Genomic DNA, 12955 nt, shown 5'->3' on the forward strand with positions numbered 1-12955 from the left:
AAGCAGAAATGCAAAAGGGGCAGAATAATCATTCTGCCCCTTTTCATTACGTCGACTGGATGAATCAGGAAGCCAGTGACAGCGCCGGTTTCTTCACGTGCTGAGCCAGCCATTCGCCAACGCGGGCGCGTTGCTCATCGTTCAGCCACATACCGATTTTGGTCCTGCGCCACAGGGCATCATCCTGCTCACGCACCCACTCGTTTTCCACCAGATAACGCAGTTCGGCTTCATAGAAGTGGTGACCAAACAGCTCGCCCAACTCTTCCAGGCTGGTCGCGCCGCTTAACAGCTTCTCGGTATTGCTACCGTAAGTCCGGGCGTAGTGACGGGCCATCCCTTCAGTAATGAACGGATAACGGCGACGCAGGCTGGCGGCGTAATCTTCACGCGTACCGGCAATATCTCCGCCTGGCAGCACGCAGGTTTTGGTCCAGGCCGGACCCGCTTTCGGATAGTACTTCGACAATTTCTCCATCGCGTGCTCAGCCAGCTTACGGTAAGTGGTGAGCTTGCCGCCAAATACAGAGAGCAACGGTGCCTGGCCGTTATCATCGCGCACGTCGAGCGTGTAATCGCGGGTGATCGCCTGCGGTGAATCAGATTCGTCATCGCACAGTGGACGCACGCCGGAGTAAGACCAGACGATATCCTCTTTGCTCAGCGACTTCTTAAAGTGGCCGTTGAATACTTTCAGCAGGTATTCAGTCTCGTTGTCGTCGATATGGACGTTTTTCGGATCGCCTTTGTATTCCACGTCGGTGGTGCCGATGATCGAGAATTCGTCCATCCACGGGATCACAAACACGATACGGTTATCTTCGTTCTGCAGAATGTAAGCCTGTTTCTGCGTATGCACGCGTGGCACCACGATGTGGCTGCCCTTGATCAGGCGAATTCCGTATGGTGACTTCAGCTTGAGGCCATCATCGAACAGCTGCTTAACCCATGGGCCAGCGGCATTGACCAGACCTTTGGCACGCCAGGTGAAGGTTTTGCCGCTGTCGATATCTTCGGCTTCAACCATCCACAGGCCATTTTCACGCCATGCGCGGGTCACTTTGGTTCGGGTGCGGACTTCGCCACCGCGCTTCTCAACTTCCTGCGCATTCAGCACAACCAGGCGCGCATCGTCGACCCAGCAGTCGGAATATTCGAAACCGCGCACGATTTCAGGCTTCAGTACCGAATCTGAGCCAAAACGCAAACTTTTGCTGCCCGGCAGGCTGGTGCGTTTGCCCAGATGGTCATACATAAACAGACCGATGCGGATCATCCACGCCGGACGCAGATGCGGACGGTGCGGCAGACGGAAACGCATTGGGAAAGCGATGTGCGGTGCCATCTTCAACAGCACTTCACGTTCTGCCAGCGCTTCGCTGACCAGACGGAATTCGTAATGTTCCAGGTAGCGCAGGCCACCGTGGATAAGTTTGGAGCTGGCGGAAGAGGTCGCGCAGGCCAAATCTTGCGCTTCCAGCATCAGCACAGACAGGCCGCGTCCTGCAGCATCAGCCGCAATGCCAGCGCCGTTGATGCCGCCGCCGATTACGATCAAATCTTTGGTTTCCACGTCATCTTCCCCCGATGTTCGGAATAGTTCTTAAATGTTCGTTTTCGAGCATTATAATAGTCGTATTCGCACATTGATGCCAGCGTTAACCGAATAAAAACATTTATGCGTGATGCAGGTAACATAATTGAGCAAAGAAAAGCCGCTTAACCCTGCAACATATCGGGTTATTCCAGGCAACCTTCGCGTTACAATAAGGCTGATTTGTCTGACTTTGACGAGAACCCACCATGGAACAATTTGAGTGCATCAGTGTGCAGCAGGCACAGGCACAGATGACCGATAACAACGCGCTGCTGGTTGATATCCGCGATCCGCAGAGTTATGCCGCCGCCCATGCCAGCGGGGCCTTTCATCTGACCAATGAATCGCTGCCCGGATTTATCGCGCAGTCCGATGTCGACACGCCGGTGCTGGTGATGTGCTATCACGGCATCAGCAGTAAAAGTGCCGCGCAGTATCTGTTGAGCCAGGGATTTAATCAGGTGTTCAGCGTTGATGGTGGTTTTGAAGCCTGGCGTGTGGTGTTCCCGCAGCAGGTGGAAGCCGTTGCGCTTTAACTGACCCTCTTCTAACAGTGCGGTATACTGTTCTTTCGTTTTAATTAACAGGGACTTTCGACGGCGATGATGCGCATCACTGAATTCTCCAACCCCCGCATGGCGCAAGCCTTTGTGGACTATATGGCAACCCGTGGCATCCAGCTGCGTGTGGAGCACGATAACCATTATACGGTTTGGCTGGATGATGATTCGAAAGTCAATCTGGTCGAAAACGAACTTAGCCAGTTTATTCGCGACCCGAACCACCCGCGCTATCAGGCGGCGAGCTGGCATTCAGGCAGCACCTCGTCCGGCATTCATTATCAGGGCTCCTCACTGTTGGCCAATATCCGTGAGCGCGCCGGACCGCTAACGCTGTCCGTGATGGTGATATGCATCGTGGTCTTTGTGCTGATGCAGATTTTTGGCGACCAGACGGTGATGAGCCTGCTGGCCTGGCCTGATGCGGACCAGCACTTTGAGTTGTGGCGCTGGTTCACCCATGCGCTGCTGCACTTCTCGATCCTGCACATCACCTTTAACCTGATGTGGTGGTGGTATCTGGGCGGCGCGGTGGAAAAAAGACTGGGCAGCGGCAAGCTGTTTGTCATCCTGCTGATCTCGGCATTGCTCAGTGGCTGGATGCAGTCCAAATACAGTGGGGTGATGTTTGGTGGCCTGTCTGGCGCCGTCTATGCTCTGATGGGCTACGCGTGGCTGAGAGGCGAGCGCGACCCGCAAAGTGGCATCTACCTTGAACGTGGGCTGATGGCCTTCGCGGTCGTCTGGCTGGTGGTGGGGTACATGGGCTGGTTTGGCTTGTCTATTGCCAACGCCGCGCACGTTACGGGCCTGTTGGTCGGTCTGGCCATGGCATTTGTTGATACCCGACACGTTAAAAGATCCTAAAGCATTCATCAGCAGGGACGCCTGGACAGGAGAGTTTTGTGAAGCAAACGCAACGTCATGACGCCATTATCGAATTAGTGCGTCGTCAGGGATATGTCAGTACGGAAGAGCTGGTGGATCATTTTGCCGTCAGCCCACAAACCATCCGTCGCGACCTGAACGACCTGGCAGAACAGAATAAAATTCAACGTCATCACGGCGGGGCTGCCCTGCCATCCAGTTCGGAAAACACCGCCTGGCAGGATCGTAAGATGATGTGGTCGGCCGAAAAAGCGCGTATTGCTCAGCGTGTTGCCAGCCAGATCCCTGACGGCGCGTCGCTGTTCATTGATATCGGCACCACGCCGGAAGCGGTGGCGCACGCGTTGCTGAATCACAGCAATCTGCGGGTGGTGACCAACAACCTGAATGTTGCGATGCTGCTGATGTCGAAACCCGATTTCAGTCTGATCGTTGCCGGTGGCGAAGTGCGTACCCGTGACGGCGGCATTATGGGTGAGGCGACGCTCGACTACATCTCTCAGTTCCGCCTGGATTTCGGCATTCTGGGGATCAGCGGCATCGATATGGATGGTTCCCTGCTGGACTTCGACTATCACGAAGTGCGCACCAAGCGGGCGATCATTGAAAACTCTCGCTGCGTCATGCTGGTCGCTGACCACTCCAAGTTTGGCCGCAACGCGATGATTAATCTGGGAAATATGAGCCTGATCGACTACCTGTTTACCGATGAAACGCCGCCACCGAGCGTGATGCAGACCATCGAGCAGCACGAAGTGCATCTGGAGCTGTGTTAACGCCCGGACTCTGCACACAGCGGCAAGGATGCCGCGCGCTTTTCTCCTTTCTTCTTTTGTATCAAGTTTATCTTTCCCCCAACGAGCAATTTATTCTGTTCCGGTCTTAACTGTAAGAGTCGTAAGCCGGTTTGCACTTTGCCATTTTTCCCTTTTAATAAGGAAGCGGTATGTCGCAGCAGAAATTCAATCAGGCGCGTTTTGACGCGGCCCTTACCCGTCAGTGGCAACATCTTGGTTTAGCTTCAGCCAGTGAAATGACGCAGCATCAATGGTGGCAGGCCCTTAGCGGCGCACTGGCCGAGATGCTGGCGGCCTTGCCAGTGGCCAGACAGACCCGGAAACAGCGCCACGTTAATTACATTTCAATGGAATTCTTAATCGGCAGGCTGACCGGCAATAACCTGCTGAATCTCGGTTGGTATGATGAGGTCAAAGCCAGTCTGGCTAAGCACCAGTGCGATCTGAGCGAGCTGCTGGAAGAAGAGGTCGATCCAGCATTAGGCAACGGTGGGCTGGGTCGACTGGCGGCCTGCTATCTCGATTCGATGGCGACGGTGGGACAACCGGCAATTGGCTACGGGCTGAACTATCAGTACGGCTTATTCCGCCAGTCCTTTGTTGACGGCCAGCAGTTTGAAGCGCCGGACGACTGGCAGCGCAACAGCTATCCGTGGTTCCGCCATAATGCGGCGCTGGATGTGAATGTTGGGCTGGGCGGTAAAGTGGTTAAACAGGGCGGCATCTCCCGCTGGGAACCGGCGTTTACGCTGCGTGGTGAGGCCTGGGATCTGCCCGTCACCGGCTATCGCAACGGCATCACTCAGCCACTGCGACTGTGGCAGGCCACGCATGCGCATCCTTTTGACCTGACGTTATTTAATGACGGCAAGTTCCTCAAGGCTGAACAGCAGGGGATTGACGCAGCGAAGCTGACCAAAGTGCTGTATCCGAATGATAATCATCAGGAGGGCAAACAGCTTCGCCTGATGCAGCAGTATTTCCAGTGTGCCTGCTCGGTGGCCGACATTTTGCGCCGCCATCATCTGGCCGGGCGCCATATCGCCGAGCTGCCGGATTATGAAGTGATCCAACTAAACGATACTCATCCCACCATCGCCATTCCTGAAATGCTGCGCGTCTTGATCGATGATCATCAGATGAGCTGGGACGACGCCTGGGCCATCACCAGCAGAACCTTCGCTTACACCAACCATACGCTGATGCCAGAGGCGCTGGAGCGCTGGGATCAACGGCTGTTCCGCACGCTGTTGCCACGCCATTTTATGATCGTCACCGAGATCAACAAACGCTTCAAAAAGGTCGTGGAGCAGCACTGGCCAGGCGAAGAGGCGGTGTGGGAGAAGCTGGCGGTGCTCTACGATCATCAGCTGCGGATGGCGAACCTCTGCGTGGTCGGTGGGTTCGCGGTTAACGGCGTCGCGGCACTGCATTCTGAGCTGGTGGTGAAAGATCTGTTCCCCGAGTATCACCAGCTGTGGCCGAACAAATTCCATAATGTCACCAACGGCATCACCCCGCGCCGCTGGTTAAAACAGTGTAACCCGGCGCTGGCCGGGCTGATTGACGAGACGCTGAAGGTCGAATGGGCCAATCAACTCGATGCGCTGAAAGGGCTCGAACCCTTTGCCGATAACAAAGCCTTCCGTAAGCGTTATCGCCAGATCAAACACGATAACAAGGTGCGTCTGGCCGACTATATCAAGCGGGTGACCGGCATTCTGGTTAGCCCGGATGCGCTGTTCGATGTACAAATCAAACGCCTGCACGAGTACAAACGACAGCATCTGGGCCTGTTGCACATCCTGCATTGCTACAAAGCGCTGCGCGAAAACCCTGAGAAAGACGTTGTTCCGCGCGTGTTCCTGTTTGGTGCCAAAGCGGCACCGGGCTATTACCTCGCCAAAAATATTATCTACGCCATCAATAAAGTGGCGGAGAAAATCAACAACGATCCGCGGGTAGGCGACAAGCTGAAAGTGGTGTTTATCCCTGACTACCGGATTACGGCGGCGGAACTGATGATCCCGGCGGCGGACCTTTCCGAGCAGATCTCCACTGCCGGTTATGAAGCGTCCGGTACCGGCAATATGAAGCTGGCGCTGAATGGCGCGTTAACCATCGGCACGCTGGATGGGGCAAACGTTGAGATTGCCGAACAGGTCGGTGAAGAGAATATCTTTATCTTCGGTAACTCGGTGTATGAAGTGAAGGCGCTGAAAGCGGGCGGCTATTCCCCTAAAAAGCTGCGTAAGAAGGATAAGCATCTTGATGGCCTGTTGAAGGAGCTGGAAAAAGGTTTCTTCAGCGATGGCGATAAACATGCCTTCGACCTGATGCTGCACAGCCTGGATAAGGGCGGCGATCCCTGGCTGGTGCTGGCCGATTTCAACAGCTATATCGAGGCGCAAAAGCGGGTGGAAACCTTATGGCTTGATCAGGAAGCCTGGACCCGCGCCACCATCCTGAATACTGCCCGTACCGGGATGTTCAGTTCCGATCGCTCAATCCGCGATTATCAGCAGCGTATCTGGCAGGCGAAGCGCTAAGGAGCCGCAATGGACAAAAAGAAATTTGAACAGGAAGCCGCCGCCGCCGGGATCGCCACAAAATACATCAACGCCCGTGGTGAGGCGGAAGAGGTCAGCGTGGCAATCCGTCAGCGGCTGCTGGCGGCGATGTCGGGGAAGCACAAGGAAAAACCCGGGCCGGTACCGGCCTGCAAAGTGTTTATCCGTAAGCGTTTGCTGCAACTGTCGGTCGGCGGACAGGGCGAATATCAGTGGCAGCTGATGATGGAGAACGGGCGGGAACATAGCGGCGCGGTCAACGGTGGGGAAGCGATCCGGCTGCCGGCCAATCTGGCCTTCGGCTACCATCAACTGCATCTTCAGCAGGGTGGAAAGCAGTGGCAGTGCCGGCTCATTGTTGCCCCTAAGCGCTGTTATGAACCTGAGCCGTTGCTGCAGGGCAAAAAACTGTGGGGATCCTGCGTTCAGCTGTATACCGTGCGTTCTGAACAGAACTGGGGAATGGGGGATTTCGGCGATTTAAAACGCCTGCTGGCGGAGGTGGCCGATCGGGGTGGCGCGTTTATCGGCCTGAACCCGATCCACTCGCTGTATCCCGCCAATCCGGAAAGTGCCAGCCCTTATAGCCCCTCATCACGACGCTGGCTGAACGTGCTGTATATCGATGTGTCCGACGTGCCGGATTTCCAGCAGGGCAAAGCGGCACAACGCTGGTGGCAACAAAAAGGCACGCAAAAGCTGCTGGCCAAAGCCCGTGAAAGTGACTGGGTGGATTATGCACGGGTTGGCGAGCTGAAAATCAACGGGCTGCGTCATGCATGGCAGCATTTTACCCAGCGCAAAAATAGCGATTCCGACGTGGTGCAATTTGAGGATTTTATTGCCGAAGGCGGTAGCAGCCTCTACTGGCAGGCGGCATATGATGCGCTGCATGGCATTATGCTGGCGGACAATCCCGATCGTTGGGGCTGGCCGGTGTGGCCGAAGACCTTGCAGCAGGCCCACTCGAAAGAAGTGCAGCAGTTTTGCCAGCAGCAGGAGAGTGAAATCCGCTTCTGGCTGTGGTTACAGTGGCTGGCAAACCGGCAGTTTGATGCCTGCTGGCAGCTGAGCCAGCAACGCAAGATGCCGATCGGCTTATACCGTGATCTGGCGGTTGGCGTGGCCGAAGGCGGTTCGGAAACCTGGTGCGATCCGGAGCTGTATTGCCTCGGTGCTTCCGTCGGTGCGCCGCCGGATATTCTGGGGCCACTGGGGCAAAACTGGGGTCTGCCACCGATGGATCCGCACGTTATGGCAGCCAGAGGCTATCAGCCATTTATCGATCTGGTACGGGCGAATATGGCCAGCTGCGGTGCGCTGCGCATCGATCATGTGATGTCGATGCTGCGGCTATGGTGGATCCCCTACGGTGAAACTGCCAACTTCGGTGCCTATGTTTACTATCCGGTGGAAGACTTACTGGCAATCCTCGCACTGGAGAGCCAGCGCAATCAATGCATGGTGATTGGCGAAGATTTGGGCACGGTGCCGAAGGAGATCGTTTCACTGCTGCGGGAGGGCGGTATCTACTCCTGGAAGGTGCTGTACTTCGAACAGCAAAACAGGGACCAGTATCGTTCACCCGCCGCCTGGCCCCGTCAGTCGATGGCGAGTGCCACCACCCACGATTTGCCAACGCTGCGCGGCTTCTGGAATGCCGGCGATCTGGTATTAGGGGAACGGCTTGGGCTCTACCCGGATAAAGTGGTGCTGCACCGGCTGTATCAGGATCGCGCCAGACAGAAGCAGGCTCTGCTGACGGCCCTGCATCAATATGGCTGCCTGTCTAAAAGCAACGGCAAAAAAGCCAGCGTGATGAAAATGACCCCGGAGTTGAATCGCGGGATGCAGCGATTTATTGCCGACAGCAACAGTGCGCTGCTGGGTCTGCAACCGGAGGACTGGCTGGATATGGATAAGCCGGTCAACGTGCCCGGAACCACCGATCAATACCCGAACTGGCGCAGAAAGCTCAGCATGACGCTGGAAGAGATGTTTGCCGATGCGCGGATAAACCGGCTGATCAAGGATATTAATCGCAGGCGCAAGGCGAGTAAGTCAGGCGGGAAATCAGGGAAGAAAGCGGGGGAGTAAAACCGGAAATGAAAACGGGCGGAAGGATCCGCCCGTTAAGGCCACTCAGTAGAAAGAGTGCTCGCCGCGCTGGTGTTCAGTCAGATCGCGTACGCCTTTCAGCTCAGGGAAAGCCACCAGAAGTTCTTTTTCGATGCCTTCCTTCAGGGTCACATCGACCATAGAACAACCGTTACAGCCGCCACCAAATTGCAGGATAGCGTAACCGTCATCGGTGATTTCCATCAGCGAGACTTTACCGCCGTGGCTGGCCAGCTGTGGATTGATGGTCGCCTGGAGCTGATACTCAACGCGTTCAATCAGCGGGGCATTATCGTCCACCTTACGCATTTTGGCGTTAGGCGCTTTCAGCGTCAGCTGAGAACCGAGGTTATCGGTAACGAAATCGATTTCCGCCTCTTCCAGATACGGGGCGCTGAGTTCATCAATATAGGCCGACAGCTTCTCAAACTTCAGTTCGGTGTCGGTGGCTTCTACTGCATCGGGTGGGCAGTAAGAAACGCCGCATTCGGCTGTTGGTGTACCTGGATTGATTACGAATACACGGATTTGTGTGCCATCTTCCTGTTTCGACAGCAGTTTTGCGAAGTGCTCTTGCGCAGAATCAGTAATTAGGATCATGGCGATTGCTCAATAGTTTATACAATTAATTAACGATATTACGCCCATCGCCGACGCTCTACAAGGTTCGGCACAGGCTCCATACCTGCACGCTGGCCGCGCCTGCGGCCAACAAAATGCGGCTGATCTCTCCCACGGTGCTGCCGGTGGTGACCACATCATCTGTTAATGCGATATGCAGGCCTTTCACCGCAATTTCAACCCTGAACGCCCCACGCAGATTTCGTCTTCGGGCGGTGGCCAGCAGCTGGTGCTGGATCCGCGTTTTCCTGTGCCGGGAAATTCCCGCTACGGTATAACGGCATTTAAGCCAACGGGCGAGATGGCGGGTCACTTCATCCATCTGATTATAGCCCCGTCGCCAGGCGCGTGATGGGTGTAAGGGTACACAGAGCAGCAGGTCAGGTCTGCGCAGCTTGTGCTTCCGGCGCGCATCTAACCAGCTTAGCAAAAGCAGCCTCGCCAGCATGGCTGAGAGTGCGGTGGCCTGGTGAAATTTTAGCCGCTTCACCCAGTCACTGAGCGGTGGTCGCCAGTCGCTGACCATAATCATCTGGTGCCAGTAAGGGGGTTTCAGCAGGCAGGCGTCGCATTCCTTTTTGGCGTTTGAAGACGGCAGGCCACAGCGCTGACAGCAGGTGGGCAATGGCGGAAGGTGGCGTAGACAAACGCTGCAAATGCCGTGATGGGCAAACGTCAGCGGCATCTGGCATAGCCAACATGTGGTGGGCATTGGTAGCATAGCGGCCTCCATGGCAAAAACAGGACAATAACGGATGACACAGCTTTACTGGCAGACAATCGGCACGGGCGATCGCAATCTTGTGATGCTGCACGGATGGGGGCTGAATGCCGATGTCTGGCAAAACGTGGTTGAGCGACTGAGTCCGCATTTTTGTCTGCACCTGGTCGACCTGCCGGGCTACGGTCGCAGCCGGGATTATGCGCCAATGAGCATTGAGCAGATGGTCGCCACCCTGTTGCCGCAGGCGCCGGAAAAAGCGCTGTGGCTGGGCTGGTCGTTAGGCGGGCTGGTCACCAGCAAGCTGGCCTTATTGCATCCTGAACGCGTCAGCGGATTGATCACCGTCGCCTCCTCGCCGGCGTTTTCTGCCGCAGATGGTTGGCCGGGCATCAAACCTGATACGCTGGCGGGTTTCCAGCAGCAGCTCAGTGAAAACTTTCAGCGCACCGTCGAGCGTTTCCTTGCCCTGCAAACGCTGGGCACCGAAAGCGCCAGGCAGGATGCCCGCTTGCTGAAAAGTGTGGTGCTGGATCTGCCGGCTCCTGACAGTGCCGTGCTGGATGCCGGACTGGAGATGTTACGCACGGTCGACCTGCGTGAAGAGATGAAAGCGCTGACGGTACCGCTGTTACGCATCTATGGTGCCCTGGATGGATTGGTGCCGCGTAAAATTGTGCCGTTGCTTGATGCCGCGTGGCCTGCCAGCCAGTCCACGATTGTTGAAAAAGCCGCGCACGCGCCGTTTATTTCCCACCCTGAGGTTTTCTGCCAGCAACTGATTGATTTCGGCTCGAAAAATAGCGCATAAACTTTGGCCAAAAACTGGCGAATTATTTATTACGGGTAATAATTACCTCTGTAAGCAGGATCGCTTACTGATTACCTCTGAGCTGTCAGGGAGTTGGCTCATTTTTCCCTCCCTGAATTCTCATCAAGCGATTGCTTATTCCTAACAACTATACAGGAGTGTCTTTGATGAAAATCTTTAAAACTGTTGCGATTAGCCTGCTGGTAGGCTCGGTTTCTTTTACGGCCATGGCGGCTAAAGAAGTGACCAAAGAAGAAGTTAAAACAATGAATCTCGAAAAAATTGGTACTGTGACCACGACCGCGGAAGCGACTTCTCCGATGGATGCTAAAAAAGATCTGTCTAAAAAAGCGGATGAAAAAGGTGGGAAATACTATCTGGTGATCGCCGGACGTGAGCACGGTAAATTCAGTGCTGCTGCCGACGTGTATAAGTAAATACAGGTATTAAAGGCCGCTGTAGCACGCTTTAACTGTGGTCTGAATTTCTCTCTACAGGCAGGGTTTCCCTGCCTGTTGTTATTTCCGCATTCCCTTCAGCTCTTCAGCCACATATAAGAGAGCGGCGTTAACGTCAGTGGTTTTTCACCGTCGAAAATCCGGTCGGTAATAATATCGCGATAGCGTCGGGCATCCGGCAGCGTATATGCGATCTCCCGGTTGCTGAGGTTATATATGCACAGCAACGTCTGATGATCTTTCTCGGACCAGCGATACATGATGAATAGCGCGTTTTCGCCTTCCAGTACCTGCATGGGATTATCGGGATGAAAGGCGGTTTGCCGGGTTCTGAGTTGCACCAGGCTGGCGAGTGCGTGATAAACCCGATAGCGCAGCGAATGGGTATCGCTTAATTCCGCTTCAATCTGGCTGAGGCTATATTTCTGCCGGTTAATCGCCCGGTTATGTCCGGCGGCTTTCACCCCGTCCATATCATTGCGCGAGCCCAGTATGCTCTGGATATAGAGCGCAGGCACGCCAGGAAATGCCAGCAGCAGGGCGTGGGCCAACATAAATCGTTGCAGCCGGGTGCTGTCGTCATCGTCTTTTTTGTTCAGTGCATCCATATACGTGACGTTGATTTCGTAAGGGCTGGTGCTGCCATCCGCATTGTTTTTATACGAAACCAACGCCCCTTCCATCGCCAAATCCCTGACCAGCGAAACAATTTCGGTTTCCGGCAAAATGCCCCGGAGCGGATTCAGGCCGATACCATCGTGGGACGCGAGGAAATTAAACCAGGTCGTCGTGCCGCCCGAGCCATCAAGTGAGGCTGCCCACTGTTTCAGTGCGCGTGCCGATCCATTGTGAATTGCGTGCAGCACCAGCGGCGGCAGTGAAAACTGATACACCATCTGCGCTTCATCCTGGCCGTTACCCAAATAGCTGATGTTATCTTTGTGCGGCACGTTGGTTTCGGTGATGATCACCGTGCCTGGCGCCACGGCATTGGCGATGGCGCGAAACAGTTTGACCAGCAGGTGGGTCTTTTCCAGATGGATGCAGGAGGTTCCGGGCGTTTTCCACATATAGCCAACGGCATCCAGCCGGACATAATCGGCCCCTTTTGCCAGATAATCTAACAGCACGTTGACCATGCTCAGCAGCACTTCAGGATTGGCAAAATTGAGATCGATTTGATCGGCGCTGAAGGTGGTCCAGATAAAGCGGGTTTCACCATCCGCCATCTGAAACGGCGTCAGTAACGGCGAGGTTCTTGGACGTGTGACCGCACTCAAATCGGTGGACGGCGGCATGCTGATAAAGAAATCATCCCAGCCCGGATCCTGCGCCAGATAATGCCTGAACCATCCGCTGTGGGCGGACATATGGTTGCAGACAAAATCAAACATCAACCGCGTCTGCCCGTGCAGTTCGGCGATATCTGACCAGTCCCCGCAAATCCCGTTGACCTGATGGTAATCAATCACCGAAAAGCCATCATCCGATGAATAAGGGAAAAAGGGCAGCAGGTGAACCAACGTAAAGCTGGACTGTAAATGTTGCTGATAGAAGCGTGAGAGGGTACGCAGCGTCGGCGTATCGGCCTCGCGGAACTGATCGGCGTAGGTGATCAGCACCACGTCTTTTTCATCCCAATGCGCTTTACGCTGATGATTCAGCTCGTTGCGGGTGCGCAGAATAGCATCCGCCAGCTTTTCCCTGCAGACGAGGGGAAAGGTGCCGTCGTAAATTTTGTCGAGTAAGGGAGTAATGTTATCCATTGAGATGCAGTGAGCCGCCGCATTTATCCACAGCACGATAGTTTTCAC

At 55.0% G+C, this 12955-nt stretch carries 11 protein-coding genes; 7 read left to right on the top strand and 4 right to left on the bottom strand.

Features of this window, described 5'->3' with window-relative positions; all coding sequences use genetic code 11:
- Nucleotides 1–64: 64 nt before the first annotated feature.
- Entirely contained in the window at nt 65–1573 is a 1509-nt protein-coding gene (gene glpD / locus AC1UKS_RS01730; RefSeq protein WP_265909289.1) for a glycerol-3-phosphate dehydrogenase, read from the bottom strand.
- Between the two features lie 230 nt (nt 1574–1803).
- Here glpD and glpE point away from each other — a divergent pair, with 230 nt between their 5' ends.
- The 5 genes from glpE to malQ all read left to right on the top strand — a co-directional run bounded on the left by glpE (nt 1804) and on the right by malQ (nt 8509).
- Nucleotides 1804–2133, top strand: coding sequence for a thiosulfate sulfurtransferase GlpE (gene glpE, locus AC1UKS_RS01735; protein ID WP_265909290.1), 330 nt, complete (start codon nt 1804–1806; stop codon nt 2131–2133).
- A 69-nt stretch (nt 2134–2202) separates the two neighbouring features.
- On the top strand, nt 2203–3024 hold the full coding sequence (gene glpG / locus AC1UKS_RS01740; protein ID WP_482436868.1) for a rhomboid family intramembrane serine protease GlpG: 822 nt from the start codon (nt 2203–2205) through the stop codon (nt 3022–3024).
- 38 nt (nt 3025–3062) lie between these two features.
- On the top strand, nt 3063–3821 hold the full coding sequence (locus AC1UKS_RS01745; protein ID WP_482435499.1) for a DeoR/GlpR family transcriptional regulator: 759 nt from the start codon (nt 3063–3065) through the stop codon (nt 3819–3821).
- Nucleotides 3822–3991: 170 nt separating this feature from the next.
- Nucleotides 3992–6391, top strand: coding sequence for a maltodextrin phosphorylase (gene malP, locus AC1UKS_RS01750; RefSeq protein WP_482435501.1), 2400 nt, complete (start codon nt 3992–3994; stop codon nt 6389–6391).
- Between the two features lie 9 nt (nt 6392–6400).
- The gene (gene malQ, locus AC1UKS_RS01755) at nt 6401–8509 is read left to right on the top strand and encodes a 4-alpha-glucanotransferase (RefSeq protein WP_482435503.1); all 2109 of its coding nucleotides are present in this window, start codon (nt 6401–6403) and stop codon (nt 8507–8509) included.
- Nucleotides 8510–8554: 45 nt separating this feature from the next.
- Here the strand turns inward: malQ and nfuA are convergent, their stop codons facing one another.
- Together nfuA and gntX are read right to left on the bottom strand one after the other, a co-directional pair.
- Nucleotides 8555–9130 carry a Fe-S biogenesis protein NfuA gene (nfuA, locus tag AC1UKS_RS01760; protein WP_013204214.1) on the bottom strand — a complete coding sequence of 192 codons (576 nt, stop codon included), beginning with the start codon at nt 9128–9130 and terminating at the stop codon, nt 8555–8557.
- Nucleotides 9131–9188: 58 nt separating this feature from the next.
- Nucleotides 9189–9872, bottom strand: coding sequence for a DNA utilization protein GntX (gene gntX, locus AC1UKS_RS01765; protein WP_482435504.1), 684 nt, complete (start codon nt 9870–9872; stop codon nt 9189–9191).
- Nucleotides 9873–9906: 34 nt separating this feature from the next.
- Here gntX and bioH point away from each other — a divergent pair, with 34 nt between their 5' ends.
- Together bioH and AC1UKS_RS01775 are read left to right on the top strand one after the other, a co-directional pair.
- Nucleotides 9907–10683: a pimeloyl-ACP methyl ester esterase BioH gene (gene bioH, locus AC1UKS_RS01770; RefSeq protein WP_265909294.1), complete on the top strand. Its 777-nt coding sequence runs from the start codon at nt 9907–9909 to the stop codon at nt 10681–10683.
- A gap of 167 nt (nt 10684–10850) precedes the next feature.
- Entirely contained in the window at nt 10851–11120 is a 270-nt protein-coding gene (locus tag AC1UKS_RS01775) for a YdgH/BhsA/McbA family protein (RefSeq protein WP_265909295.1), read from the top strand.
- 98 nt (nt 11121–11218) lie between these two features.
- Here AC1UKS_RS01775 and AC1UKS_RS01780 read toward each other — a convergent pair whose 3' ends face one another.
- Nucleotides 11219–12907, bottom strand: coding sequence for a sugar phosphorylase (locus tag AC1UKS_RS01780; RefSeq protein WP_265909343.1), 1689 nt, complete (start codon nt 12905–12907; stop codon nt 11219–11221).
- Between the last annotated feature and the right edge of the window lie 48 nt (nt 12908–12955).

Source organism: Erwinia sp. AK-PDG3-5, from assembly GCF_056821705.1.